The organism is Pseudomonas sp. WS 5078 (genome assembly GCF_012985745.1).
GTDB classification, from domain to species: Bacteria; Pseudomonadota; Gammaproteobacteria; order Pseudomonadales; family Pseudomonadaceae; genus Aquipseudomonas; species Aquipseudomonas lundensis_A.
This window is the reverse complement of sequence record NZ_JAAQWX010000004.1, coordinates 153,595-178,903: the sequence shown is the minus strand read 5'-3', so window position 1 is coordinate 178,903 and position 25,309 is coordinate 153,595. Positions and strand designations below refer to the sequence as shown.

Here is a 25,309-nt window from a genome sequence, read left to right as displayed (position 1 = left end):
GTGAGCGGGCAAAAAACCACATGCGCAGGGTGAAACTAGCTTCCGCGATACGTGGAATAGCTGTAAGGGGAAATCAACAACGGTACGTGGTAGTGCGCTTGTTCGGCATCAATACCGAAGCGCAGTACCACAACATCCAGAAAGGCCGGTTCTGGCAATTGCACACCGCGGGCGCGGTAGTAATCGCCGGCACTGAACTGCACCTGGTAGACCCCGGAGCGGTAATTATCACCCTCCAGCAGCGGCGCGTCGCAACGACCGTCGCTGTTGGTCAGGGCCGTGGCAACCAGTTCCAACTGTGAACCTTCAACCCGAAACAACTCGACCTTGATCGAGCTGCCAGGGCAACCGTGTGCGGCATCCAAAACGTGAGTGGTCAAACGTCCCATTGATTCTGCGCGCCTGCCGAATCGTCGATCGTGCAGGCCTCGCGCCTCCCGGTGTCAGTTGATAAAAAGGGCCGCTGCACCCGTATGGAGCACGATTGGGCACCAGCGAAGCCATGATTAAGACATTTATCAAAAAAATTGTACACAATTAAAATCACACATTTACGCAGGCCCCGGTTCACGCGGCCTCACAGCGATTTCCTGTCAACGACGCCCCTCTCCACGACTTTATATTCACGGCATGACCGATCAGGCAGGTTTCTTGCTTGTACACATCGAGCACAATTCATGTTAAAAAAGCAAAAAATCAGGCTTACAAAGTGTTTATTAAGTTGTATACAATCAGGCCATCGCAGTGAAGCCAGATGTGGCCGATCGACTGTCAACACGAATAATAAGGAAGACTGTAGTGAGCGCTGATTACCCACGCGACCTGATCGGTTACGGTCCCAACCCTCCCCACCCGCACTGGCCGAACAACGCCCGCATTGCCCTGTCGTTTGTCCTCAATTACGAAGAAGGCGGCGAGCGCAACATCCTGCACGGTGACAAAGAATCTGAAGCCTTCCTCTCGGAAATGGTCTCTGCGCAACCGCTGCAAGGCGAGCGCAACATGAGCATGGAATCGCTTTATGAATACGGCAGCCGTGTCGGCGTCTGGCGGATTCTCAAGCTGTTCAAGGAATTCGACCTGCCGCTGACAGTGTTTGCTGTGGCCATGGCAGCCCAGCGTCACCCGCAAGTCATCAAAGACATGGTTGCCGCCGGCCATGAGATTTGCAGCCACGGCTACCGCTGGATCGACTACCAGTACATGGATGAGGCCCAAGAGCGTGAACACATGCTCGAAGCCATCCGCATCCTGACTGAAATCAGCGGTGAACGTCCGCTGGGCTGGTACACCGGTCGCACCGGCCCGAACACGCGCCGTCTGGTGATGGAAGAAGGCGGTTTTCTGTATGACTGCGACACCTATGACGATGACCTGCCGTACTGGGAACCCAACAACCCGACCGGCAAGCCGCACCTGGTGATCCCGTACACGCTGGATACCAATGACATGCGCTTCACCCAGGTGCAGGGCTTCAATAACGGCGAGCAGTTCTTTCAGTACCTCAAGGACGCGTTCGACGTGCTCTACGCCGAAGGTGCCGAGTCGCCAAAAATGCTTTCCATTGGCCTGCACTGCCGCCTGGTCGGCCGCCCTGCCCGCCTGGCTGCCCTCAAGCGCTTCATTGAGTACGTCAAAGGCCATGACCACGTGTGGATCACCCGCCGTGTCGACATCGCCCGCCACTGGCAAGCCACACACCCGTTTAAAGCAGAGAATGCCCGATGAGCACCTTCAAGACCCTCACGCCTTCAACCCTGAGCCGCGAAGCATTCGTCCAGGCCTTTGCCGATATTTACGAGCACTCGCCGTGGGTCGCTGAAAAGGCTTACGACCTGGGCCTGGATGCCAGCGTCGATCAGATCGAAAGCCTGCACCAGCGTATGAGTGACATTTTGTTGAGCGCCGATCACGCCAGTCAGCTGGCACTGATCAACGCTCACCCGGACCTGGCCGGCAAAGCTGCCGTTCAGGGCCAACTGACCGAAGCCAGCACCCATGAACAGGCTGGCGCCGGTATTCACCAATGCACGGCCGAAGAGTTCCAACGCTTCACCGAGCTGAACGACGCCTACAAGGCCAAGTTCAAGTTTCCCTTCATCATGGCGGTAAAAGGCAGCGACCGGCATCAGATCCTCGCCGCGTTCGAAACCCGCATCCACAACGAGGCAGACGCCGAGTTCACGTGCGCGTTGGCAGAAATCAACAAAATAGCCCTGTTCCGATTACTCCAGCTCTAAGCCGAACCGGCACTTGCCGGATAGGCATCTCCAGCCACTTATTCAAAGGCAGACAAGAAGAATGAAAGCTTACGCCGTACCGTTCGAGAAGTTCGTCAACCTGGCCGACGCCCGCTTGGGTACCAAAATCATCTCCGTGACCGATGACTGGTTTGCTGACGCCAACCGCATGTTCCAGCCGACCCCGGCCGTATGGAAGGAGGGCGTTTTCGATGACAACGGCAAGTGGATGGACGGCTGGGAGTCACGCCGCAAGCGCTTTGAAGGCTACGACAGCGCAGTGATCCGCCTGGGCGTTCCCGGCTCGATCAAAGGCGTGGACATCGACACTTCGTTCTTCACCGGCAACTTCCCGCCGTCTGCCTCGCTGGAAGCCTGCTTCCTGGCCGAAGGCGAGCCGACTGAAACCACCCAGTGGGTTGAAGTGCTGTCCGCCGTTGAGCTGCAAGGCAACAGCCATCACTACCACGAGATCAGCAACGATCAGGCATTCAGCCACTTGCGCTTCAACATTTACCCGGACGGTGGCGTAGCCCGTCTGCGCGTGTACGGTGTGCCGTTCCGCGACTGGTCTTCGATCGGCGACAACGAACAGGTTGACCTGGCTGCTGCCCTGAACGGCGGTCGTGCCCTGGCTTGCTCCGATGAACACTTCGGCCGCATGAGCAACATCCTCAACCCGGGCCGCGGCATCAACATGGGCGATGGCTGGGAAACTGCGCGCCGTCGCACACCGGGCAATGACTGGGTCATCGTGGCGCTGGGCCATCCGGGCGAGATCGAAAAAATCATCGTCGACACCCTGCACTTCAAGGGCAACTACCCGGACAGCTGCTCGATCCAGGGCGCCTACGTCAAAGGCGGTACCGACAGCCAGATCGAAACCCAGAGCCTGTTCTGGCGTGAGCTGCTGCCGAGCCAGAAGATGGAAATGCACGCTGAGCACACTTACAGCGAGCAACTGAAAGACCTCGGCCCGATCACCCACATTCGCCTCAACCTGTTCCCGGACGGCGGTGTAAGCCGCCTGCGCGTACTGGGCAAAGTCGCGAAGTAAGGCTTGACCTGCCGTCGCTGCCGCCACCCGCGGCAGCGACGGCACACGCTACACACCACAGAAACCAGAACAAGAAGACAGACCATGCGCACATTAACGATTGAACCCTTGACCAAAGAAGCTTTTGCCCCGTTCGGTGACGTGATCGAAACCGACGGCAGCGACCACTTCATGATCAATAACGGTTCGACCATGCGCTTTCATCGTCTGGCCGAAGTTGAAACAGCCACTCCAGAAGACAAGGCGATCATCAGCATCTTCCGCGCCGATGCGCAGGACATGCCGTTCACCGTGCGCATGCTGGAGCGACATCCGTTGGGCAGCCAGGCTTTTATTCCGCTGCTCGGCCACCCTTTTCTGATCGTGGTCGCGCCACTTGGCGATGAACCTGTATCAGGCTTGGTCCGCGCCTTCGTCACCAACGGCAGGCAGGGCATTAATTACCATCGCGGCGTTTGGCACCACCCGGTGCTGACGATCGAAAAGCGGGATGACTTCCTGGTGGTTGATCGCAGTGGCACAGGCAATAACTGCGATGAGCATTTCTTTAAAGAGGATGAGTTGCTGATCCTCGCCCCCCACCAATAAGAGAAGGCCCAAACGCTCAAAAAAGAGCGACGGGTAGAGGTAAAGACTGTGGAAGCACATTTGATGGAATGGCTGAATCTGAGCGTGCGCTGGATTCATATGATTACGGGCGTGGCCTGGATCGGTGCGTCGTTTTACTTTGTATGGCTGGAAAACAACCTTAACCGCAACAACCCCAAGGACGGCCTGTCCGGCGACTTATGGGCCATCCACGGCGGCGGTATCTATCACCTCGAAAAATACAAGCTGGCGCCACCCTCCATGCCGGAAAACCTGCACTGGTTTAAATGGGAAGCCTATTTCACCTGGATGTCAGGGATCGCCCTGCTTTGCCTGGTGTTTTACTTCAACCCGGCGTTGTACCTGATCGCCCCCGGCAGCACCCTGAGCGGGCCTGAAGCGGTGGCCATCGGTATCGGCTCGTTGATTGCCGGCTGGTTTGTTTACGACTTTCTGTGCGACTCCGCCCTCGGCAAACGCCCGGCGTTGCTCGGTTTCATCCTGTTCGTGCTGCTGGTAGCGGCGGCGTACGGCCTGAGCAAGGTGTTCAGTGGCCGTGGCGCGTACCTGCACGTGGGCGCCATCATCGGCACCATCATGGTGGGTAACGTGTTCCGCATCATCATGCCGGCCCAACGTGCACTGGTGGCCGCGATCAAGGAAGGCCGCACCCCCGATCCGGCCCTGCCGGCCAAAGGCTTGCTGCGTTCACGTCATAACAACTACTTCACCTTGCCCGTGCTGTTCATCATGATCAGCAACCACTTCCCGAGCACCTATGGCAGCCAGTACAACTGGTTGATTCTGGCCGGTATCGCGGTGCTGGCCGTGTTGGTTCGTCACTACTTCAACACCCGCCACGACAGCCATAAATATGCCTGGACCTTGCCGGTCGCCGCATTGGGCATGATCTGCCTGGCGTATGTCACCGGCCCGAACACGGCGCCGACAGCCCCCGAAACCGCCAAGGTCATCAAGTACCAACCGATTCCGGAAACCGCTGTCAGCGGTGCCAAGCCCGACGCCACCCCGGCACCGGTCACTGCACCCGCCGCCCCGGCTACCCCGGTTGCCACAGTTGACTTCGAACAAGTGCATGCCGTGATTCAAGAGCGCTGCACCGTGTGTCACTCCTCCAAACCCACCAGCCCGCTGTTCAGCGCAGCGCCTGCCGGGGTGATGTTTGACACCGCGCAACAGATCAAGCTCATGGCACCGCGCATTCAGGCACAGGCTGTCGCCAGTCAAATCATGCCGCTGGGCAACATTACGCAAATGACCCAGCAAGAGCGTGAACTCATCGGTTCCTGGATTAACACAGGAGCCCAAACTAACTGATACACACACTTTGTGGCCGCTACCTAAGGCTGCGACCGCCCTTGACGGGTGCCCGATCCGATGCGTTTTGCAGTCTGTCGGGTCTGTCGCAGTCTTCGGTAGCGGCTACAAAACCACACCACTAGTTCACAACAATAAAAATGACCGAGGTGTTGCATGTCCGATCTAACCGAACCGCGCATACCCGCCGTGACCGCCCCGCCGCCCATCCAGCGGCTGCCGTTGTTACAGTTGATTCTGGTGGGTTTGCAGCACGTGTTGCTGATGTACGGTGGCGCTGTCGCCGTGCCCCTGATCATCGGACAAGCTGCGGGCCTGAGTCGTGAAGAAATTGCGTTTCTGATCAACGCCGACCTGTTGGTGGCGGGGATCGCAACCATTGTTCAATCGCTGGGCATCGGCCCCATGGGCATCCGAATGCCCGTGATGATGGGGGCCAGTTTTGCGGCCGTCGGCAGTATGGTGGCCATGGCGGGGATGCCGGGGATTGGCATGACCGGCATCTTCGGGGCCACCATTGCGGCGGGCTTCTTCGGCATGGTCATCGCGCCGTTCATGTCCAAAGTGGTGCGGTTCTTCCCGCCACTGGTGACAGGCACCGTGATCACATCGATTGGTTTGTCGCTGTTCCCGGTCGCCGTGAACTGGGCCGGTGGCGGCAGTGCTGCCGCGCAATTCGGTTCGCCGGTGTTTCTGTGCATCGCCGCGCTGGTACTGGGCACGATCTTGTTGATCAACCGTTTTATGCGCGGGTTCTGGGTCAATATCTCGGTGCTGATCGGCATGGCGCTGGGTTATGTATTGTCGGGTGCTATCGGCATGGTCGACCTGACCGGTATTGGCAACGCGCCGTGGTTCCAAGTGGTAACGCCCCTGCATTTCGGCATGCCCGAGTTTCATCTGGCACCCATTCTCTCCATGTGCCTGGTGGTGGTGATCATCTTCGTTGAGTCCACCGGGATGTTTTTGGCACTGGGCAAAATCACCGGTCAGGAAGTCACCCCGCGCATGTTGCGTCGCGGCTTGCTGTGTGACGCGGGCGCTTCGTTTATCGCCGGTTTCTTCAACACCTTCACCCACTCTTCCTTCGCCCAAAACATCGGCCTGGTGCAAATGACCGGGGTGCGCTGCCGATCAGTGACCATCATGGCCGGCGCGTTCCTGATTACCTTGAGCCTGCTGCCCAAAGCAGCCTTTCTGGTGGCGTCGATCCCCCCTGCTGTACTGGGTGGCGCGGCAATTGCCATGTTCGGCATGGTCGCCGCAACGGGTATCAAGATCCTTCAGGAAGCCGACATCGCTGACCGCCGCAACCAGTTGCTGGTGGCTGTGAGCATCGGCATGGGCCTGATCCCCGTGGTCCGTCCCGAGTTCTTCGCCCACTTGCCGTTGTGGATGGGTCCTATTACCCACAGCGGTATCGCCATGGCCGCCGTCAGCGCGGTCTGCCTCAACTTGCTGTTCAACGTGCTGGGCGGCGCCGAGCGCGCTGCCTTGAGTGGCCACGTGCACCAGCATTGATGTACCCACCTTCACCCTGAGCGTTTCTATGCCGCAGACGCTCAGGGTGAAGGGCTTGAGCTCTGCAAAAATAATAAAAAAGGAGTTACTCATGAAGTGCATACACTGGGGCGCTACGCTCGCGGGTGGGTTATTGGTTGCCGGTCAGGTCATGGCCGGGGATGTGTTCCTGTGGCAAACCAACAGCCTCACTTACCTCTACGGCAAGAACTTTGCGATTAACCCGTCCATCCAGCAAACCGTGACCTTTGAACACGCAGACAAATGGAAGTACGGCGATAACTTTCTGTTCGTCGACCGCATCTTTTACAACGGTAAACCCGACCGCAACAAAGGCCCGCACACCTATTACGGCGAGTTCAGCCCGCGCCTGTCATTCGGCAAGATCCTCGACCGCACGCTGGCGTTCGGCCCGGTCAAGGACGTGTTGCTGGCCATGACCTATGAGTATGGCGAAGGCGACAGCGAGGCCTACCTGATCGGCCCCGGATTCGACCTGGCCGTGCCCGGCTTCAACTATTTCACCCTGAACTTCTATCGGCGCCACACCGAAGGCCCACGGCCGGGTACAGGCGTATGGCAGATCACACCGTCGTTTTCCTACACCATCCCCGCCGGCCGCTCCAACGTGCTGATCGACGGGTACATGGACTGGGTGGTCGACAATGACCGCAATTCACGCGGCACCTACCACGCCAACCTGCATTTCAACCCGCAGGTGAAATACGACCTGGGCAAAGCGCTGAATATCGGGGAGAAGCAGCTGTATGTCGGGCTCGAATACAGCTACTGGAAGAACAAATACGGGATTGAGAACAGCAGCCGCCTGGACACCAACCAAAACACCGCCAGTGCCCTGATCAAGTTCCACTTCTAGCGCCTTTTCAGTGCACATTGCGTCACCGTCCGCCCAACGGTGGTGACGCAACGCTTGAGTACCGCAGGCAGAGCCAGTATTCTGCGCCGCGCTCACATATGGGCGCTGTTTCGAAGCTGACTTTAAAGCCAACTTTATTCAGTAAGATCAAGTAGTTACGCAACTTAGGACTCAACTGCCCATAGCAGCCGAGGGATTTTCCTTGGCCAATTGTCAGGCGTGGCCCGAGACTTGCTCAGGCTAATAAAGTTGACCGAAGAGCCAACTTTTAAACACGGAACCAAAGTGCCAACACCGAGCACTGCGTTCCATTCACTGCGGAACACTTATTTTTTGGAGCAACCGAATGAAGCGCACACTGACCGGCCTGATGCTCGCGGGGAGCTTGATGGGCGGGGCCCCGGCCGTTGCCGGCGACCTGTTGCAATGGCAGACCAACAGCCTGACTTACTTGTGGGGCAAGAACTTTCAGGTCAATCCGTCGATTCAACAAACCCTGACGTTCGAACACGCAGACAGCTGGAAGTACGGCGATAACTTCTTTTTCCTCGACCGTATCTTTTATAACGGCAAGGAAGACGGCAACGTCGGCCCGAACACCTATTACGGCGAGTTCACGCCACGCTTGTCCTTCGGCAAAATCTTCGACCAGAAGTTTGAGTTCGGCCCGATCAAAGATGTTTTGCTGGCCATGACGTATGAGTACGGCGAAGGCGACACCGAGGCTTACCTGATCGGCCCGGGCTTCGACCTCAATGTGCCGGGCTTCGACTATTTCCAGCTGAACTTCTACCAACGCTTCCCCGAAGGCAATCGGCCCGGCAAGGGCGTATGGCAGATCACCCCGGTATGGTCCTACACCCTGCCGCTGGGCAATTCCGATGTGGTGATCGACGGCTACATGGACTGGGTGGTCGACAACGACCAGAATTCGCGCGGCACCTACCACGCCAACCTGCACTTCAACCCGCAGGTCAAATACGACCTGGGCAAAGCGTTGAACTGGGGCGCCAAACAGCTGTACGTCGGTATCGAGTACGACTACTGGAAGAACAAGTACGGCATCGAAGACAGCGGTTCATTCAAAACCAACCAAGACACTGCCAGCCTGTTGGTCAAGTACCACTTCTAATACACGGGCCTCAGCCTGCCCTCACGGCTGAGGCGCCCGCAATACCCCGCGCAACATCAAGTCAAGACTGTCCAGCGCCGAGGTCAGGCGCTGCGGCGGTTGCTGATCGGCCGCGATCCAGAACGATGCATCCATCAACCCACCCTGAATCAAACGCGCCAGCGCTTCAGGGTCAGTGTGTTGAATCACGTGGGTGTCCATCAGGTCGCGCAACATCGCCGCCAGCGATGCGCTGCACGCCGACTGGCTACTCTGCAAGTATTCCGAGCCCAGCACCGAGGGTGCATCGCGCAACATGATGCGTTGCACCTCGATTTGCGTGGCCATTTCCAGAAACACCCGGCAGCGCCCCCTGAAGCCTTCCCACGGACTGGCCGCCTGCTCATACGTTGTTGCCAATTGCGCGTCCAGTTCAGCGTCGATCTGCTGCACAACCGCCTGCAACAGCCCCTTTTTGTCACCAAAGTGGTGATAAAGCGCACCGCGGGTCAACCCTGCCGAGGCCGTCAGTTCATCCATCGATGTTTGCGCGTACCCCACTGCGCCGAAGGCCTGGCGTGCCGCCTCCAGTAACTTGTTGCGGGTTTCTTCTATCATTTGTGAACGCGCTTTGGGCGCCATGTCGGCCTCCTGCATTTTTAGATACACCGCGTATGTTAATTGACATACGTCACGTATGCGTATATTTCTGCATACGCCGCGTATGTCAGATGTCTACAGTGCCGCTGCATCAAGCAGCGGGCAGGAACACGCGGCTCACTTTTGTTTCGGAGCGTGTATGGCTAACCCTTATCGCGAGATTTTCCGCGCCCCCGGCAGCTTGGCCTTTTGCGCCGCGGGCCTGATCGCACGCATGCCGATTTCCATGACCGGGATCGGCATCATCACGTTGCTGGCGCAACTGCGCGGATCGTATTGGCTGGCGGGTGCCGTGGCCGCGACGTTTGCCCTGGCGATGGCATTGATCGCCCCGCAGATTTCCCGCTGGGTTGACCGCTACGGTCAACGCCGCGTGTTGCCTGGCGTCACGGCGGTGGGCGTCAGTTCGCTGCTGGCCCTGCTGCTGTGCAGCCATTTGGGTACGCCCGACTGGACGCTGTTCGTGTTTGCCGCGTTGGCAGGCTTCATCCCCAGCATGCCGGCCATGGTGCGGGCGCGCTGGACCGAGCTGTACCGGGGTTCGCCCAAACTGCACACGGCGTTTTCACTGGAGTCGGTGCTTGACGAGGTCAGTTTCATCATTGGCCCGCCGATTTCCGTTGGCCTGAGCGTCGCAGTATTCCCTCAGGCCGGGCCATTGGCCGCTGCCCTGCTACTGGCCATCGGCGTGACCACGTTTGTGTTGCAACGCAGCACCGAACCGCCGGTTCACCCACGCAGCACTGAACAGCGTGGCACCGTGCTGCGTCAGGGCGCCGTGGTGATTTTGCTGATGGTACTGCTGGGCATGGGCACCATTGTCGGAACGGTGGACGTGGTCAGTGTCGCCTTCGCCCAACAACAGGGTCAGCCCGCCGCTGCGAGTATCGTGCTCTCGGTGTATGCCTTGGGTTCCTGCGTGGTAGGGCTGGTTTTCGGCACACTGAAACTGAAGATGCCGCTGCCCAGACAGTTCCTGATCGGCGCCCTGGCCACCGCGATCACCGTGCTGCCGCTGATGTGGGTGAATAGCATCGCCACGCTGGCCGCTGCCATGTTTGTCGCCGGGCTGTTTTTCGCCCCGACGCTGATCACGGCCATGGGGCTGGTGGAAAACATCGTACCTGCCGCCAAGCTCACCGAGGGCCTGACGTGGATGATTACCGGACTCGGCATCGGTGTTGCGCTGGGGGCCGTACTCGGCGGCTGGGTGATTGACGCTTACGGGGCGCAAGCCGGGTTCGCAGTGTCATTGGGGGCGGGATGCGGGGTGCTGGTGTTCGCCGTGTTGGGCTATCGCCTGCTCAGCAACAGCACCGTGCCGCAGGGGGCCCGTCTGGCCTGATACACACCGATGCGCCTGCGCGCTGTCAGGCGCATCGATTCAACAAAGACAATGCGTTTACTGTGGCTATTATGTTTACCCCCAAACGGCCGATAAACAGGGTGCTGTATTTTTTTATCAGACGCTCTGTCTCAAGCCTCGGGAGTACAAACGGATGTTCAACCGCCGATGGCGCCAACGCTGCGCCAACCTTGAAACGCAACTCAATGCGTTAGAGCAGGATAAACAGGCCCTTGAACAGGAGGTTCAAGCCCTGCGTGCACAGGTGATTCAAGACCACGACCAGCAGCAAGTGCTGGAACACTACGAACGCTACCAACAAGACTTGCACAGCAAGCTGGAGCGTTTTGACGAATCCTTGCAAAAAACCCGCGATGGCGTGGTGGCCCAGGCCGAAAGCCTGCAAGGCGAAGTCGTTCATTTGCGCGACAACAGCAACGTGTTTGCGCAAACCTCGGCCCTGCTGGCCGGCTTTTCCAGTTCGCTGGGGCATATGGCCGGTCAGGGTGTCAGCAGCGTCGAAAGCGTCGGCGTGCTGCGCCAACGAGTCGGGGAAATCAGCCGCATTGTCGAGCTGATCAAGGCCGTTTCCGACCAGACCAACCTGCTGGCCCTCAATGCCGCCATTGAAGCCGCGCGCGCCGGAGAACAGGGCCGTGGTTTTGCCGTGGTCGCTGACGAAGTGCGCGCCCTGGCCCAACGCACCAACGGCGCAACCCAGGAAATCAGCCAGTTGGTGTCGAGCATCAACCAGGAGACCGAAGCCGCGAGCAACGCCATTGGCGTGCTGTCGGATGAAGCCTCGCGGTTGTCAGGCGATGTGTCGCGCTCGGCCGAAACCCTCGACGAGATGATGACCCTGGGCGAACACATGGGCCAGTTGATTGAAGGCATCGCCCTGCGCTCGTTCTGCGAGTCGGTGAAGCTCGATCACTTGCTGTTCAAATTGATGGTTTACCAGCGCCTGTTCAAACAGGACGAGAACCTGCACCTGTCGACCCACACCACATGCCGCCTCGGCAAATGGTACCTGGCGCCTGAAACCCAGGCGCGCTATGGCGACAACCGCGACTTCCAGCAACTCAACGAGCCGCACCGGATTGTGCATGAAACCGCGCACAACGCCCTGCACGCGGCTCAGGAGAAAAACTGGAGCCAGGTGCTGCTGGAGATCAACGACATGGAAAGCGCCAGCCTGAACGTCAGCGCCCTGCTCGACAACCTCAGCCACTGATCCTCAGCCCTTGATGGCGCGCCATACTGCACTGGCCGCCGTCACACCCGCCAACACCACCGCGCCGGCCAGGATGCCGGCCACGGCGTTAAGCAGGGTTGGCACGATAACCGACAGCGGCCCTACAAACGGCGAACTGCTCAGGGCCACGCTTTCAACCCAGTGATGCAACAGCGGCACCCCGTGCACCAGTATCCCGCCACCGACCATGAACATCGCGGCCGTGCCAATCACCGTCAGCGCTTTCATCATGTACGGTGCGGCATTCAACACCCCTTGGCCGAAACTGCGCTGAAAACGCGGCCAACTGCCCTCCCCGGTCTTTTGGGTCAGGTACAAACCGCCGTCATCCATCTTCACGATACCGGCCACGACGCCATACACCCCGACCGTCATCACAATGGCAATCCCGGACAACACCACCACTTGTTGCATCAACGGCGCGTCCGCCACGGTGCCCAGGGTGATTGCGATAATTTCCGCCGAGAGGATGAAGTCGGTGCGTATCGCGCCTTTGATTTTGTCTTTCTCGAACGCCGCCAAGTCGATATCGGGGTTGGCCACGGCGTCAGACAAGGCCGCACGTGCTTGATGATCGGCGTCCTTGCTGTGCAAGAACTTGTGCGCCAGTTTTTCAAAGCCTTCAAAGCACAAATAGGCGCCGCCGACCATCAACAACGGCGTCACGGCCCACGGCGCAAACGCGCTGATCGCCAGCGCAGCGGGCACCAGAATCAGCTTGTTGCGAAACGAGCCCTTGGCGACTGCCCACACCACCGGCAATTCCCGTTCAGCCCGCACGCCGGAGACTTGCTGCGCGTTCAATGCCAGGTCATCGCCCAGCACCCCGGCGGTCTTTTTGGCGGCCATTTTTGTCATCAGCGCAACGTCATCGAGTACGGCGGCGATGTCGTCGAGCAACATCAGCAAACTGCTGCCTGCCATGGGTGTCAGTCCCTTGTGAATTGAATGACGTCAAGCATAACGCGTGGCACCCCTCAAGCGGCAATCTTGAGCCGCTTGCAAGCCCGGTGCTACCATGCCCGACCGCCCCAGCAGGCAAGGAAATACGGGTTTATGAGCAGCATCCGCGAACGTAATAAAGAGCTGATTTTGCGCGCCGCCAGCGAAGAATTCGCTGACAAGGGTTTCGCCGCCAGCAAAACCAGCGACATCGCGGCCAAGGCAGGCGTGCCCAAGCCCAATGTGTATTACTACTTCAAATCCAAAGAGAACCTCTACCGCGAGGTCCTCGAAAGCATCATCGACCCTATTCTGCGGGCCTCGACCCCGTTCAATGCCGACGGTGAACCGAACGAAGTCCTGAGCAATTACATCCGCTCGAAGATCATGATCTCGCGCGACCTGCCGTTTGCCTCCAAGGTGTTCGCCAGCGAAATCATGCACGGCGCTCCGCACCTGAGTGAAAAACAGGTCGAGTTGCTCAATGCCCAGGCCAAACACAACATCGAATGCATCCAGATCTGGATCGACCGGGGCCAGATCGCCCCCATCGACCCGCACCACCTGATGTTCAGCATATGGGCCGCCACCCAGACTTACGCTGACTTCGACTGGCAGATTTCCGCCATCACCGGCAAAGCCAAACTCGACGACGGCGACTACGAGGCGGCGACCCGGACCATCATTCGCTTGGTGCTCAAAGGCTGTACGCCCGACTAATACCGCTCAGTCCTTAATGGCTGGCGCAGGCTGCGCCAGCCATTACACAACGCCGGTCAGACCACCACCCCTGCATCTGCCCGCAAGCCTTGCGCCTCGATGGCGCTGATCGCGCATTGCTCATCAATGTCCGATGTATCGCCGCTGATCCCCATCGCGCCAATTACCTGCCCGTGCTCGTCGCGTATCAACACGCCACCCGGCGCGGGCACAACATCACTTTTGCCCATGCCATTGAGTGCCGCAAAAAACGCTGGCCGCTGCTGCGCATCCAGCGCCAACAGGCGCGAACCTTTGCCCAGGGCGATTGCGCCCCAAGCTTTGCCAATGGCAATACTGGGGCGAAGCAGGCTCGCGCCGTCTTCACGTTGCAACGCCACCAGATGTCCACCGCCATCAAGCACCGCCACCGCCAGCGGCGCAGCCGCGATCTGACGCCCGGCCGCAAGGGCCTGGGTGGCCAGGTTTAACGCCAGTTTCAAAGTTAACGCACTCATGGTTGCCGTCCTTCGTCTTGTTATTGGAAAGCCTTTAGGGCGTCTTGGAAGACGTCTCGACAACACCAATAGAACACAATAAATATTCATCTTGTATACAATTATTTGGCGGCTTTCCCCTTAAAAATCTCTAAACCTGCCTAATACAAGGGTGTCGGTCTATCAACAATTGATTGAACAAAAGCCATTGACCTGCACCGGGGCGGATGAATACACTCAGCCCACAGCCACTTGTATACAATTACAAAACGTAAGAGGCACAAAGCAATGAGCAAAATGAGAGCAATCGAAGCCGCCGTTCTGGTGATGCGTCGCGAAGGTGTCGATACCGCATTCGGTATCCCGGGCGCCGCCATCAATCCGCTGTACTCGGCCCTGCAAAAGGTCGGCGGCATCGATCACGTACTTGCTCGCCACGTGGAAGGCGCCTCGCACATGGCCGAGGGTTACACCCGTACCAAGGCCGGCAATATCGGCGTGTGCATCGGCACATCAGGCCCTGCGGGCACTGACATGGTCACCGGTCTGTACAGCGCCTCGGCCGATTCGATCCCGATTTTGTGCATCACCGGTCAGGCCCCCCGCGCCCGTATGCACAAAGAAGATTTCCAGGCGGTCGACATCACCAGCATCGTCAAACCCGTGACCAAGTGGGCAACCACCGTGCTGGAACCGGGCCAGGTGCCATATGCCTTCCAGAAAGCCTTTTACGAAATGCGCTCCGGGCGCCCCGGCCCGGTGCTGATCGACCTGCCATTTGATGTGCAAATGGCCGAGATCGAGTTCGACATCGACGCCTACGAACCGCTGCCACTGGCCAAGCCGAGCGCTACCCGCGTGCAGGTCGAAAAGGCGTTGGCCATGCTCGATCAGGCCGAGCGCCCGCTGTTGGTCAGCGGCGGCGGCGTCATCAATGCCGACGCCAGCGCACTGCTGGTGGAGTTCGCTGAGCTGACCGGCATTCCGGTCATTCCGACCCTGATGGGCTGGGGCTCGATTGCTGACGATCACCCGCTGATGGTGGGCATGGTCGGCTTGCAAACCTCGCACCGCTACGGCAACGCGACCCTGCTCAAATCCGACGTGGTGCTGGGCATCGGTAACCGTTGGGCCAACCGCCACACCGGTTCGGTCGAGGTCTACACCGAAGGCCGCCGCTTCATTCACGTGGACATCGAGCCGACGCAAATCGGGCGCGTCTTTACCCCGGATCTGGGCATTGTTTCCGACGCCGGTTTAGCCCTCAACGTGTTCCTTGAAGTAGCCCGCGAGTGGAAAGCCGCCGGCAAACTGAAAAACCGCAGCGCATGGCTGCAAGACTGCCAGCAACGCAAAGCCACCCTGCACCGCAAGACCCACTTCGACAACGTGCCGGTCAAGCCGCAGCGCGTGTATGAAGAGATGAACCAGGTATTTGGCAAAGACACCTGCTACGTCAGCACCATCGGTTTGTCGCAGATTGCCGGTGCGCAATTCCTGCACGTCTACAAGCCGCGCCACTGGATCAACTGCGGTCAGGCTGGCCCGCTCGGCTGGACCATTCCGGCTGCGCTGGGCGTGGTCAAGGCTGACCCGAACCGCAACGTCGTGGCGCTCTCCGGCGACTATGACTTCCAGTTCATGATCGAAGAGCTGGCCGTGGGCGCGCAGTTCAACCTGCCTTACATCCACGTAGTCGTGAACAACTCGTACCTGGGCTTGATCCGTCAGGCACAGCGCGGCTTTGAAATGGATTACTGCGTGCAGCTGTCGTTCGACAACCTCAATGCACCGGAACTGAACGGTTATGGCGTTGACCATGTGGCCGTGGCCGAAGGTTTGGGCTGCAAGGCGCTGCGTGTGTTCGAGCCGGGCCAGATCCAGCCGGCGCTGCGCCAGGCGCAAGAAATGATCAAAGAGTTCCGCGTACCGGTGGTGGTTGAGATTATTCTCGAACGCGTGACCAACATTTCCATGGGCACCGAAATCAACGCCGTGAACGAGTTCGAAGACCTGGCACTGGTGGGCAACGACGCCCCGACCGCTATTTCGATGCTCGATTAACGTTAAGCCTTGCCCCTCTCCCACGGGGAGAGGGGACACCAAAATTGCAGGAGTCCACCATGCCGCGTTTTGCCGCCAACCTGTCCATGCTGTTCACCGAACAGGATTTTCTTGTCCGTTTTCAAGCGGCTGCCAACGCTGGTTTCCACGGCGTTGAATACCTGTTTCCGTACGACTACAGCTCTGCCGAAATCAAGGCCCAACTGGATGCCAACAAACTGACCCAGGTGCTGTTCAACCTGCCCGCGGGCGACTGGGCCAAAGGTGAGCGCGGGATTGCCTGCCTGCCGGACCGTGTCGAAGAATTTCGCGCCGGGGTCGATCTGGCCATCGCCTACGCCCAAGTACTGGGTAACGACCAAATCAACTGCCTGGCAGGCATTCGCCCACAGGGCATAGACGAGGCACTGATTGAAAAAACCTTCGTCAGCAACCTCAAATACGCCGCCGAAAAACTGCACGCCGTGGGCATCAAACTGGTGATGGAAGCCATCAACACCCGCGACATCCCCGGCTTCTACCTCAACAACACGCGTCAGGCGCTGGCCATTCAGGAGAAGGTCGGCAGCGCCAACCTGTTCCTGCAATACGACATCTACCACATGCAAATCATGGAAGGTGATTTGGCGCGCACCCTGCAAACGCACCTGCCGCAGATCAACCACATCCAATTGGCCGATAACCCGGGCCGCCACGAACCGGGCACCGGCGAAATCAACTACCGCTTCCTGTTCGAACACCTTGACCGCATCGGCTATCAAGGCTGGGTTGGCTGCGAATACAAGCCGTTAACCAGCACCGAAGCCGGGCTGGGCTGGCTCAAGACGCATAACGCGGTGTAAGGCTTTCGGTATCACGGGCTGCTGCACACCCCTTGGCAGCCCACAGCAGCGACTACGGCTGTTTATCCAATAAAAACAAGAGGATTTGTCATGGCTAAAATCGGATTTATCGGCACCGGCATCATGGGTTCGCCCATGGCCAGCAACCTGCAAAAGGCTGGCCACAGCCTGTTCCTGTCGACCCACCACGGCGCGGCCCCCGCCGACCTGGTGGCTGCAGGCGCCATCGCCCTGGCCAGCCCGAAAGAAGTGGCCCAGGAAGCCGAATTCATCATCGTCATGGTGCCGGACACCCCACAGGTGGAAGACGTACTGTTCCGCGAAGACGGGATCGCGGCAGGCCTGAGCCCGAATAAAGTGGTGATCGACATGAGTTCGATCTCGCCCACCGCGACCAAAGCGTTCGCTGAAAAAATCACTGCCAAAGGCGCGTACTACCTGGACGCACCCGTCTCTGGCGGTGAAGTCGGGGCCAAAGCGGGCACCCTGAGCATCATGGTCGGCGGTCAGGAGCAGATCTTCCAGCGCGCCCTGCCCCTGCTGCAAAACATGGGCAAAAACATCACCCTGGTGGGTGGCAATGGCGACGGCCAGACCGCCAAAGTGGCCAACCAGATCATCGTGGCCCTGAACATTCAGGCCGTCGCTGAAGCGCTGGTATTTGCCGCCAAAAACGGTGCAGACCCGGCCAAGGTCTGTGAGGCACTGATGGGCGGCTTTGCGTCTTCCAAAATCCTTGAAGTACACGGCGAACGCATGATCAAAGGCACCTTCGATCCTGGCTTCCGCATCAGCCTGCACCAGAAGGACCTGAACCTGGCCCTGGCAGGCGCCCGCGAACTGGGGATCAACTTGCCCAACACGGCCAACGCACAGCAAGTGTTCAGCACCTGCGCTGCCATCGGTGGCAGCAACTGGGATCACTCGGCGCTGATCAAAGGCCTGGAACACATGGCCAACTTCTCGATCCGCGAGCAGTAACGCCACCCGTGTAGCCGCCGCCCGCCCCCTGCGGCGGCTGCACACCTCTTTCCCCTCTGAAGTGTGTCATCACCATGCACGCCCCTTCATTCAGCCAGCCGTGTCCGGATTGGGCGACGGCCCTGTGCAACGGCTTCAGCCAGATTTTCCTGCAACGCCACCCGCTCTGCGGCGTGCTCTGTTTGCTGGCCATTGTGGTCGGCGCGCCTGCGCTGTTGGGTGGCGCGCTGCTGGGCGGGATCAGCGGTCTGTTGACCGCACAACGGCGCGGTTACCCCAAACCCGAGCGGCAGGCCGGGCTCTACAGTTACAACGGCGTGTTGCTGGGGTTGCTCCTGAGCCATCAACTGCCGTGGTCGCCCATGCTGCCCTTGCTAATCATTGCCAGTGCCGGACTGAGCGCCATGCTGGTCCATCAATGGCTCAAACGGGCGCCTGACGGTAATCGCCTCATGGCTTATACGGCGCCTTTCGTCGGTCTTGGGTGGCTGCTGCTCAGCGTCAATCCAGCATCCGTAACGGCGACCCTCCCCGTAGCAGAACTGAGCGGGCTCACGCTCACGCAAGGGCTGTTGAGTGGCATCGGCCAAGTCATGCTGCTGCAATCCCCCATCGCTGGCCTGTTGATAGTGACCGGGCTGTGGCTGAGCAGCCGCCGCGCTGCCCTGTGGGCGCTGGCAGGCGCTTTCGCGGGGATGGGGTTGCATCTGCTACAGCACGACCCGGCCCCTGCATTAAGCGGACTGGCGGGCTATAACCCGGCGCTGGCAGCGTTGGCGTTGAGCCAGCACACGCGTCAGCCCTGGCGACCGTTGGCTGGCATCCTGCTTGCCGTACTGCTCACGCCCGGTTTTGCCGCGCTCGGGCTGCCTGCGCTGACCGCGCCATTTATTCTCAGTTGCTGGCTGGTACACGCCAGCGTGCGCCTTTTAAAACCGGCAAATGAGCAATCACGGTTGCGCATTGAGCGCTAATCCCCGAATCTTCTTACCTTTGAGATTCGAGCTTCGTACATGAATAACAACGACTGGCGCCAGCGGCTCTACGTGATGGTTTTTCAAGCCGACACCCCCGCCGGACGCCGTTTCGACACCACATTACTGCTGATTATTTTGTGCAGCCTGGTGGTGGTGATCCTTGACAGTATCGACAGCATCCACCGCGATTACGCCAACCTGCTGGCCTACATCGAGTGGGGTTTTACGTTTGTCTTTGCCGTGGAATACGGCCTGCGTCTGTATTGCTCACCCAAACCCCTGCGCTACGCGTTCAGCTTTTACGGGCTGGTGGATTTGCTGGCCATCGTGCCGGGAATTCTGGCGATCTATTACAGCGATGCGCAGTATCTGTTGATTATTCGCATCATCCGCATGCTGCGAATCTTTCGGGTACTCAAGCTGGTGCCCTACTTGAGTCAGGCCAATTACCTACTCTCGGCCCTGCGCGGCAGCAAGCAGAAAATCATCGTGTTTCTGGTCAGCGTTTCCACGCTGGTCACAGTATTCGGCACCCTGATGTACGTGGTGGAGGGGCCTGAAAACGGTTTTACCAGCATCCCGGTCAGCATCTATTGGGCCATCGTCACCCTGACCACGGTGGGCTTCGGCGATATCGTGCCGAAGACCCCGTTCGGGCAAATTATCTCGGCCATGGTGATGATCACCGGTTACTCGATCATCGCTGTGCCCACCGGGATTTTCACCGCCGAATTGGCCAACGCCATGCGCGGCGAACAGCTCAAACACAACTGCCCCACCTGCAAAAAAGAACGCCATGAACAATCGGCGTCTTTTTGCTCGCGCTGCGGCAATGCACTTTTTACCAAAAATGCATAAGCACTGATTTTTTTAATCTTTTAAGCACTAAACGTCAGCGGCTATAGTTGCTGGCAATTTGCACCGACAACAAGGAATGAGCAGTGAAAAACCTTTTTAGCGCCTCTGTGCTCGCCGCCAGCCTGGCGTTTATGGGCATCGCCCAAGCCGCTCCCAAGCCGCTGCTGAACGTGTCATACGACGTCATGCGCGATTTCTACAAAGACTACAACCCGGCGTTCCAAAAACACTGGGAGGCGCAACACGACGGGAAGCAATTGGTGCAAATGTCGTTCGGCGGCTCCAGCAAACAAGCACGCTCGGTGATCGACGGGCTGCCCGCTGACGTCATCACCATGAACATGGCCACCGACATCAATGCCCTGGCCGATAACGGCAAACTGGTGCCTGAGAATTGGGTCACCCGCTTGCCGAACAACAGTGCACCGTTCACCTCGGCCACCGTGTTTATTGTGCGCAAAGGTAACCCCAAAGCCCTGAAAGACTGGCCGGACCTGGTCAAGGATGGCGTGCAAGTGATCGTGCCGAACCCAAAAACCTCGGGCAATGGCCGTTACACCTTCCTGTCCGCCTGGGGCTATGTCCTGAAAAACGGCGGGGATGAAGCAAAAGCCAGAGCCTTCCTCGGCAAGATGTTCAAACAAGTGCCCGTTCTGGACACCGGCGGCCGTGCAGCGACAACCACCTTCATGACCAACCAGATCGGCGACGTGCTGGTGACCTTTGAAAACGAAGCGGAAATGATCGCCCGTGAATTTGGCCGCGACCAGTTCGAAGTGATTTACCCCAGCGTTTCGGCCGAAGCTGAACCGCCAGTGACTGTGGTCGACAAAGTGGTCGACAAAAAAGGCACGCGTGAGGTGGCTGAAGCCTATTTGAAGTATTTGTGGTCGCCTGAAGGTCAGGAAATCGCAGCTAAAAACTACCTGCGCCCACGTAACCCGGAGATTCTGGCCAAGTACAGCGATCGTTTCCCGAAAGTCGACTTTCTCTCTGTGGAGAAAACCTTCGGCGACTGGCGCGAGGTGCAAAAAACCTACTTCAATGACGGCGGCGTGTTCGATCAGGTCTACTCGCCCAATTAACCCCTGCGACACGGCCGCAACGGCTGTCAGGTGACGCGAGGCTTCGACATTGATCGACACCTCGCGCCTCATCAGCGACAACAGCACCTGCACCTTGAGCTGTACATAAATACAGTAAAAACAGTTGCCCCGATTTCAATCTCTGCCATGCTGTGCACCTTCTGCGCAGCATGAACGAGTGAAACGATGCGGCTGTTTTTGTGTGAAAAACCTTCCCAGGCCAAAGATATTGCGGCCGTGCTCGGCGCCAGCCGTCGCGGTGACGGCTGCTGGGTGGGCCCCAATGCCACCGTCACCTGGTGCATCGGTCATTTACTCGAAACCGCTCCGCCCGACGCCTACGACGAGCGCTACAAACGCTGGGTGCTGGCCGACCTGCCCATCGTGCCGCAGCAGTGGAAGATGCGCGTCAAACCCAAAACCGCCAGCCAGTTCAAGGCCGTCAAGCGCCTGCTGGGCGAAGCCCGGGAGCTGGTAATCGCCACCGACGCCGACCGTGAAGGCGAAATGATCGCCCGCGAGCTGATCGAACACTGCCGCTATCGCGGGCCGATCCAGCGTCTGTGGCTGTCGGCACTGGACGACGCCTCGATCCGCAAGGCACTGGCCGCGCTCAAGCCCGGCGCCGAGACCTTCAACCTGTATCACGCGGCCTTGGGGCGCTCCCGGGCCGATTGGCTGATCGGCATGAACATGAGCCGCCTGTTTACCCTGCTCGGGCGTCAGTCGGGCTACCAGGGTGTGCTCCCTGTTGGCCGCGTACAAACCCCGACCTTGCGCCTGGTGGTGGACCGCGACCGCAGCATCAACGACTTCATCCCCGTCGCCTACTGGGCCATTGATGTGCAACTCAACCATGACGGGCACCTGTTTATCGCGCAATGGCGCGCCGCCCCTGACACCTGCGACGATCAGGACCGCTGCCTAAATCAGGCCCACGCGCAGCAAGCCGCCATGGCAATGCAAAACGCCAGCACCGCACGGGTGATCTCACTGCGCACCGAGCGCATGCGTGAAGTCGCGCCGCTGCCGTTCGACCTCGGCACGTTGCAAGAAGTATGTTCCAAGAAATTGGGGCTGGGCGCGCAAGAAACCCTCGACATCGCCCAGTCACTGTATGAAACCTACAAAGTCATCACCTACCCGCGCAGCGACTGCGGCTACCTGCCACAAAGCCAGCACGCGGAAGCCGCTTCAATCCTCGGGGCGTTGCAGCAGGCCGATCCAGCCTTGCAGCCGCTGGCAGGTTTTCTGGACCCGCAACGCCGTTCTCGGGCATGGAACGACGCCAAGGTCAGCGCTCACCACGGGATCATCCCCACGGCCGCCGCAAAAAACCTCGAACGCCTGAGCGGTAAGCAGCGGGCCGTCTACACATTGATTCGCGCGCGCTATCTGGCGCAATTCCTGCCCAACCATGAGTACGATCGCACTCAGGCGGATTTCGACTGCGCGGGGCATGCGCTGCGAGCGGTGGGCAAGCAAATTGTCGAACCGGGCTGGAAGCGCGCCCTGCCTGAAGCCCTCGCCCCTGCCAAGGGCCGCGAAGCCCCGGCACCTCAGCCGTTGCCGCGCCTGAACGAGGGCCTCGATTGCGCTGTGGCGAACGTACTGCTCAAAGACCTGTGGACCCAGCCGCCCAAGCCGTTCACCGAAGGCGACTTGATCAAGGCCATGAAAAACGTCGCCAAGTGGGTCCAGGACCCGCTGCTCAAGCAAAAACTCAAGGACACCACCGGCATCGGCACCGAAGCCACCCGCGCCGGGATCATTCAGGGCTTGCTGGACCGCGGGTATCTGAACAAAAACGGCAAGGCGTTGGCGGCCACGCCAGCGGCCTTCAGCCTGATCGACGCCGTGCCACGCGCCATCGCAGACCCCGGCACCACGGCGATCTGGGAACAAGCGCTAGACATGGTGCAAAGCGGCGAAATGAGCCTCGACATCTTCGTCGCCAAACAGGCGGCATGGATGAGCAAACACATCGAACGTTGCAGCGGCCTGCAAATGACCCTGCGCGGCCCGGCCAGCCCGGCGGGGGGCGCCCCCCCGTGGAAGAAAAAACGCAAGGCAGCCGCAGGCAAACCCAAGGCCAAACGTGCCGTTAAGGCCACAGGCGCCTGATCGGGCACCTGTGCTGCAAGCCTTGTGCTTAAAGCGCCAGGCGGCCCGAGATGCACGTCACGGCAGCGCCGCCCACCCAAATATCTGCACCGACGCGCTCAATAGCGACACGGCCCGCCCGGGCCATCGCGGTGCCCTGGCTCACCACATAACGCTCCGGCGCCAGCCCTTCGGCCATCAGCCACTGCGCCAGACCGGCGTTCAGGCTGCCGGTGACCGGGTCTTCCTGCATACCGTCCCCGGCGATAAAGGCACGCACTTCAAAATGAGCGTCATCGCCGTCCTTCTCGCTGTCCCACGGCGCAATCACCCCCAAAGCCAGCCCCAACAGTTGCGGGTAGTCCGGCTCCAAAGCCAGCACCTGCGCCCGGTCGCGCAGCATGATGGCCACCCATTCCGGCCCATTGTCGACCCAATTCGCGCGCACCACCGCCTGCGGTTCAATCCGCAAACCCGAGCAGATGCGCTGCATCAGAGCCTCATCCACCGGCCCGCTGCGCAACAAGGGCGGCGCCTTGAAGGCCAGTTGTCCAGCCTCGCGCCGAATGCCGATCAGGCCGGCGCTGCATTCCTGGACAATCTCTTGTGCCTTGGGCTGCCCCCCGGCTTCAAGCCAGGCATGGCAACTGCCCAACGTCGGGTGCCCGGCAAAGGGTAATTCGCGCAGGGTGGTGAAGATGCGCAAGCGATAATCGGCCAATGGGTTGCGCGGTTTGAGTACGAAGGTGGTTTCACTGAGGTTGGTCCAGCGGGCAAAGTCCGCCATCTGCGCATCACTCAGGCCGTCGGCGTTTAACACCACGGCCACGGGGTTGCCCTTGAGCGCACTGCTGCTGAACACATCCACTTGCTTGAATTCGAATTGATTCACACGCAACTCCTGTCAAATACGCACCCCCATGGCAGTGCCCGCACGGGTGCTGGGTCGGGTAGCCCGCAACATAGAATCTCGCGCCCCACGTGACAAGGTATTATCCCCGCCAGTTTTCACTCTGGAGTTCAGCATGACCGCACGTACCTTTCTCATCACCGGCGCCAGTAAAGGAATCGGACGCGCGCTGGCGATTTATCTGTCAGAAGCAGGCCACACCGTCGTCGGCATTGCGCGCCATGCCGACGACCCTTCCTTCCCCGGCACGCTGGTGGCGCTGGACTTGGCGGACCGTGCGCGCAGTGCGCAGGTCCTGGCCGAACTGAGCGAACGCTTTGCATTTGACGGGCTGGTTAACAACGTCGGGCTGGTGCGCCCGCAGGCGTTGGGCGAGATTGATCTGGAAGCCTTCGACGACGTCATGCGGGTCAACCTGCATTCGGCTTTACAAGCCACTCAAGCCCTGCTGCCAGGCATGCGCACCCGGGGTTGGGGACGTATCGTGAACATTTCCAGCTTGACCGTGCTGGGCATCACGCAGCGCACGGCCTATGCGGCAGCCAAGGCCGCGCTGGTCAGTTTCACCCGCTCGTGGTCGCTGGAACTGGCGCAAACCGGGATCACCGTCAACGCCGTAGCACCCGGCCCGACCGAAACCGAGCTGTTCCGCGCCAACAACCCGCCGGGGTCCGAAGGCGAAGCCCGTTATCTGGCAGGCGTACCCATGGCGCGCCTGGGCCAACCCCACGAGATTGCCTCTGCGATTGCGTTTTTGCTGTCTGAAAACAGCGGCTATATCACGGGCCAAACCCTGTTCGTTGACGGCGGTGCATCGGTGGGCAAAGCCGCGTTTTAACGACGCGCCATAAAAAAACGGCGACCTGTGCAGGTCGCCGTTCAACTTACTTGAACTGCCGGCTCAACCCCGGCGGCACGCCGCTGATGTCGGTCTCTTCCCACGGCCCGTTCGGGCTGACAGAACGGCTCCAGCCGTTGCTCCAGCGGTAGTACGTGCGCTGGCGATAGAACGTGTTCGGCTGAGCGTCCAAGACATACACCCCCAAACGCGCATCCCAATGGCTTGGCCCGCCCGGTGGCGGAGCAAAAGTGGCCGACGTCCGCGGCAGCGGTTTTGGCGGCTTGGGAATCGGCATGTCGGGCAACGGCTTTGCCGCGGGCGATGACGGCTGCGGCACGCGCGCAGGCGCGGTTGGAGCCTGCTGATCCGAAGGCTGATGAACCGCACAGGCGCTCAGGCCTAAGGCGAAACTGAGCAGGGTGATGCGGGCAAGCGGTCTCATACGGTGTTCTCTTGTCGTTAATTGTCCCCGCCGGCGCGCAGGTGCTTCGCGATGCACGCGCGTGCCCGCGGGGACA

25 protein-coding genes are annotated in these 25,309 nt (G+C 59.5%); 19 read left to right on the top strand and 6 right to left on the bottom strand.

Features of this window, described 5'->3' with window-relative positions:
• Window positions 1–35 precede the first annotated feature (35 nt).
• Window positions 36–389, bottom strand: a complete 354-nt coding sequence (gene uraH / locus HBN68_RS08015) for a hydroxyisourate hydrolase (RefSeq protein ID WP_169963472.1) — start codon at window positions 387–389, stop codon at window positions 36–38.
• 409 nt (window positions 390–798) lie between these two features.
• Between uraH and puuE the strand changes: the two genes are divergently transcribed.
• The 8 genes from puuE to HBN68_RS07975 all read left to right on the top strand — a co-directional run bounded on the left by puuE (window position 799) and on the right by HBN68_RS07975 (window position 8,753).
• The gene (gene puuE, locus HBN68_RS08010; protein WP_169963474.1) at window positions 799–1,728 is read left to right on the top strand and encodes an allantoinase PuuE; all 930 of its coding nucleotides are present in this window, start codon (window positions 799–801) and stop codon (window positions 1,726–1,728) included.
• Window positions 1,725–2,240 (top strand): 2-oxo-4-hydroxy-4-carboxy-5-ureidoimidazoline decarboxylase, encoded by a 516-nt coding sequence (uraD, locus tag HBN68_RS08005; RefSeq protein ID WP_094994625.1) that lies wholly within the window; start codon window positions 1,725–1,727, stop codon window positions 2,238–2,240. Before puuE ends, uraD begins: the two co-directional genes overlap by 4 nt.
• A 61-nt stretch (window positions 2,241–2,301) precedes the next feature.
• A complete protein-coding gene (gene alc, locus HBN68_RS08000) occupies window positions 2,302–3,297 on the top strand; it encodes an allantoicase (RefSeq protein ID WP_094994624.1) in 996 nt (331 codons plus the stop codon).
• An 84-nt stretch (window positions 3,298–3,381) separates the two neighbouring features.
• Entirely contained in the window at window positions 3,382–3,885 is a 504-nt protein-coding gene (locus HBN68_RS07995; protein ID WP_094994623.1) for an ureidoglycolate lyase, read from the top strand.
• Window positions 3,886–3,933: 48 nt separating this feature from the next.
• A complete protein-coding gene (locus tag HBN68_RS07990) occupies window positions 3,934–5,223 on the top strand; it encodes a urate hydroxylase PuuD (RefSeq protein WP_094994622.1) in 1,290 nt (429 codons plus the stop codon).
• Between the two features lie 156 nt (window positions 5,224–5,379).
• Window positions 5,380–6,744, top strand: coding sequence for a nucleobase:cation symporter-2 family protein (locus tag HBN68_RS07985; RefSeq protein ID WP_094994621.1), 1,365 nt, complete (start codon window positions 5,380–5,382; stop codon window positions 6,742–6,744).
• A gap of 91 nt (window positions 6,745–6,835) precedes the next feature.
• Complete coding sequence (locus tag HBN68_RS07980; protein WP_169963476.1) at window positions 6,836–7,621, top strand: outer membrane protein OmpK; 786 nt, start codon at window positions 6,836–6,838, stop codon at window positions 7,619–7,621.
• Window positions 7,622–7,967: 346 nt separating this feature from the next.
• A complete protein-coding gene (locus tag HBN68_RS07975) occupies window positions 7,968–8,753 on the top strand; it encodes an outer membrane protein OmpK (RefSeq protein ID WP_169963478.1) in 786 nt (261 codons plus the stop codon).
• 21 nt (window positions 8,754–8,774) lie between these two features.
• Here the strand turns inward: HBN68_RS07975 and HBN68_RS07970 are convergent, their stop codons facing one another.
• Window positions 8,775–9,374, bottom strand: a complete 600-nt coding sequence (locus HBN68_RS07970) for a TetR/AcrR family transcriptional regulator (RefSeq protein ID WP_094994618.1) — start codon at window positions 9,372–9,374, stop codon at window positions 8,775–8,777.
• 157 nt (window positions 9,375–9,531) lie between these two features.
• On the opposite strand from HBN68_RS07970, the gene HBN68_RS07965 reads away from it, so the two are divergent.
• Both HBN68_RS07965 and HBN68_RS07960 read left to right on the top strand, forming a co-directional pair.
• On the top strand, window positions 9,532–10,737 hold the full coding sequence (locus HBN68_RS07965) for an MFS transporter (RefSeq protein WP_169963480.1): 1,206 nt from the start codon (window positions 9,532–9,534) through the stop codon (window positions 10,735–10,737).
• 154 nt (window positions 10,738–10,891) lie between these two features.
• Window positions 10,892–11,971 carry a methyl-accepting chemotaxis protein gene (locus HBN68_RS07960; RefSeq protein WP_094994616.1) on the top strand — a complete coding sequence of 360 codons (1,080 nt, stop codon included), beginning with the start codon at window positions 10,892–10,894 and terminating at the stop codon, window positions 11,969–11,971.
• A gap of 3 nt (window positions 11,972–11,974) precedes the next feature.
• Here the strand turns inward: HBN68_RS07960 and HBN68_RS07955 are convergent, their stop codons facing one another.
• Window positions 11,975–12,916, bottom strand: a complete 942-nt coding sequence (locus HBN68_RS07955) for a DUF808 domain-containing protein (RefSeq protein WP_169963482.1) — start codon at window positions 12,914–12,916, stop codon at window positions 11,975–11,977.
• A 132-nt stretch (window positions 12,917–13,048) separates the two neighbouring features.
• On the opposite strand from HBN68_RS07955, the gene HBN68_RS07950 reads away from it, so the two are divergent.
• Window positions 13,049–13,654: a TetR/AcrR family transcriptional regulator gene (locus tag HBN68_RS07950; protein WP_094992238.1), complete on the top strand. Its 606-nt coding sequence runs from the start codon at window positions 13,049–13,051 to the stop codon at window positions 13,652–13,654.
• Window positions 13,655–13,710: 56 nt separating this feature from the next.
• Here the strand turns inward: HBN68_RS07950 and HBN68_RS07945 are convergent, their stop codons facing one another.
• Window positions 13,711–14,151 (bottom strand): heme-binding protein, encoded by a 441-nt coding sequence (locus tag HBN68_RS07945; RefSeq protein ID WP_094992239.1) that lies wholly within the window; start codon window positions 14,149–14,151, stop codon window positions 13,711–13,713.
• Window positions 14,152–14,418: 267 nt separating this feature from the next.
• On the opposite strand from HBN68_RS07945, the gene gcl reads away from it, so the two are divergent.
• From gcl to HBN68_RS07910, 7 genes are all read left to right on the top strand, one after another.
• Window positions 14,419–16,194 carry a glyoxylate carboligase gene (gene gcl, locus HBN68_RS07940; protein WP_169963484.1) on the top strand — a complete coding sequence of 592 codons (1,776 nt, stop codon included), beginning with the start codon at window positions 14,419–14,421 and terminating at the stop codon, window positions 16,192–16,194.
• Between the two features lie 59 nt (window positions 16,195–16,253).
• A complete protein-coding gene (hyi, locus tag HBN68_RS07935; protein ID WP_094992241.1) occupies window positions 16,254–17,036 on the top strand; it encodes a hydroxypyruvate isomerase in 783 nt (260 codons plus the stop codon).
• Window positions 17,037–17,126: 90 nt separating this feature from the next.
• A complete protein-coding gene (locus HBN68_RS07930; protein ID WP_169963486.1) occupies window positions 17,127–18,017 on the top strand; it encodes a 2-hydroxy-3-oxopropionate reductase in 891 nt (296 codons plus the stop codon).
• Window positions 18,018–18,091: 74 nt separating this feature from the next.
• Complete coding sequence (locus HBN68_RS07925; protein WP_094992243.1) at window positions 18,092–18,991, top strand: urea transporter; 900 nt, start codon at window positions 18,092–18,094, stop codon at window positions 18,989–18,991.
• Window positions 18,992–19,030: 39 nt separating this feature from the next.
• Window positions 19,031–19,852: an ion transporter gene (locus tag HBN68_RS07920; protein WP_094992244.1), complete on the top strand. Its 822-nt coding sequence runs from the start codon at window positions 19,031–19,033 to the stop codon at window positions 19,850–19,852.
• An 83-nt stretch (window positions 19,853–19,935) separates the two neighbouring features.
• Window positions 19,936–20,937, top strand: a complete 1,002-nt coding sequence (locus HBN68_RS07915; protein ID WP_094992245.1) for a sulfate ABC transporter substrate-binding protein — start codon at window positions 19,936–19,938, stop codon at window positions 20,935–20,937.
• Between the two features lie 186 nt (window positions 20,938–21,123).
• Window positions 21,124–23,061, top strand: a complete 1,938-nt coding sequence (locus tag HBN68_RS07910; protein ID WP_094992246.1) for a DNA topoisomerase III — start codon at window positions 21,124–21,126, stop codon at window positions 23,059–23,061.
• Between the two features lie 28 nt (window positions 23,062–23,089).
• On the opposite strand, the gene HBN68_RS07905 is transcribed toward HBN68_RS07910, so the two are convergent.
• Complete coding sequence (locus HBN68_RS07905; protein WP_094992247.1) at window positions 23,090–23,932, bottom strand: PhzF family phenazine biosynthesis protein; 843 nt, start codon at window positions 23,930–23,932, stop codon at window positions 23,090–23,092.
• Window positions 23,933–24,065: 133 nt separating this feature from the next.
• Here HBN68_RS07905 and HBN68_RS07900 point away from each other — a divergent pair, with 133 nt between their 5' ends.
• The gene (locus tag HBN68_RS07900; protein ID WP_169963489.1) at window positions 24,066–24,788 is read left to right on the top strand and encodes an SDR family oxidoreductase; all 723 of its coding nucleotides are present in this window, start codon (window positions 24,066–24,068) and stop codon (window positions 24,786–24,788) included.
• Window positions 24,789–24,834: 46 nt separating this feature from the next.
• Here the strand turns inward: HBN68_RS07900 and HBN68_RS07895 are convergent, their stop codons facing one another.
• Window positions 24,835–25,233: a hypothetical protein gene (locus HBN68_RS07895; protein ID WP_094992249.1), complete on the bottom strand. Its 399-nt coding sequence runs from the start codon at window positions 25,231–25,233 to the stop codon at window positions 24,835–24,837.
• Window positions 25,234–25,309: the final 76 nt, after the last annotated feature.

What these genes read in the sequence shown, in the direction of transcription:
- HBN68_RS07910 (WP_094992246.1), top strand. Translation starts at nt 21,124, where the DNA reads ATGCGGCTGTTTTTGTGTGAAAAACCTTCCCAGGCCAAAGATATTGCG.
- HBN68_RS07980 (WP_169963476.1), top strand. Translation starts at nt 6,836, where the DNA reads ATGAAGTGCATACACTGGGGCGCTACGCTCGCGGGTGGGTTATTGGTT.
- alc (WP_094994624.1), top strand. Translation starts at nt 2,302, where the DNA reads ATGAAAGCTTACGCCGTACCGTTCGAGAAGTTCGTCAACCTGGCCGAC.
- uraH (WP_169963472.1), bottom strand. Translation starts at nt 389, where the DNA reads ATGGGACGTTTGACCACTCACGTTTTGGATGCCGCACACGGTTGCCCT.
- HBN68_RS07950 (WP_094992238.1), top strand. Translation starts at nt 13,049, where the DNA reads ATGAGCAGCATCCGCGAACGTAATAAAGAGCTGATTTTGCGCGCCGCC.
- hyi (WP_094992241.1), top strand. Translation starts at nt 16,254, where the DNA reads ATGCCGCGTTTTGCCGCCAACCTGTCCATGCTGTTCACCGAACAGGAT.
- HBN68_RS07955 (WP_169963482.1), bottom strand. Translation starts at nt 12,916, where the DNA reads ATGGCAGGCAGCAGTTTGCTGATGTTGCTCGACGACATCGCCGCCGTA.
- HBN68_RS07975 (WP_169963478.1), top strand. Translation starts at nt 7,968, where the DNA reads ATGAAGCGCACACTGACCGGCCTGATGCTCGCGGGGAGCTTGATGGGC.
- HBN68_RS07960 (WP_094994616.1), top strand. Translation starts at nt 10,892, where the DNA reads ATGTTCAACCGCCGATGGCGCCAACGCTGCGCCAACCTTGAAACGCAA.
- HBN68_RS07970 (WP_094994618.1), bottom strand. Translation starts at nt 9,374, where the DNA reads ATGGCGCCCAAAGCGCGTTCACAAATGATAGAAGAAACCCGCAACAAG.
- HBN68_RS07895 (WP_094992249.1), bottom strand. Translation starts at nt 25,233, where the DNA reads ATGAGACCGCTTGCCCGCATCACCCTGCTCAGTTTCGCCTTAGGCCTG.
- uraD (WP_094994625.1), top strand. Translation starts at nt 1,725, where the DNA reads ATGAGCACCTTCAAGACCCTCACGCCTTCAACCCTGAGCCGCGAAGCA.
- HBN68_RS07930 (WP_169963486.1), top strand. Translation starts at nt 17,127, where the DNA reads ATGGCTAAAATCGGATTTATCGGCACCGGCATCATGGGTTCGCCCATG.
- HBN68_RS07925 (WP_094992243.1), top strand. Translation starts at nt 18,092, where the DNA reads ATGCACGCCCCTTCATTCAGCCAGCCGTGTCCGGATTGGGCGACGGCC.
- HBN68_RS07965 (WP_169963480.1), top strand. Translation starts at nt 9,532, where the DNA reads ATGGCTAACCCTTATCGCGAGATTTTCCGCGCCCCCGGCAGCTTGGCC.
- gcl (WP_169963484.1), top strand. Translation starts at nt 14,419, where the DNA reads ATGAGCAAAATGAGAGCAATCGAAGCCGCCGTTCTGGTGATGCGTCGC.
- HBN68_RS07985 (WP_094994621.1), top strand. Translation starts at nt 5,380, where the DNA reads ATGTCCGATCTAACCGAACCGCGCATACCCGCCGTGACCGCCCCGCCG.
- HBN68_RS07945 (WP_094992239.1), bottom strand. Translation starts at nt 14,151, where the DNA reads ATGAGTGCGTTAACTTTGAAACTGGCGTTAAACCTGGCCACCCAGGCC.
- HBN68_RS07900 (WP_169963489.1), top strand. Translation starts at nt 24,066, where the DNA reads ATGACCGCACGTACCTTTCTCATCACCGGCGCCAGTAAAGGAATCGGA.
- HBN68_RS07920 (WP_094992244.1), top strand. Translation starts at nt 19,031, where the DNA reads ATGAATAACAACGACTGGCGCCAGCGGCTCTACGTGATGGTTTTTCAA.
- HBN68_RS07995 (WP_094994623.1), top strand. Translation starts at nt 3,382, where the DNA reads ATGCGCACATTAACGATTGAACCCTTGACCAAAGAAGCTTTTGCCCCG.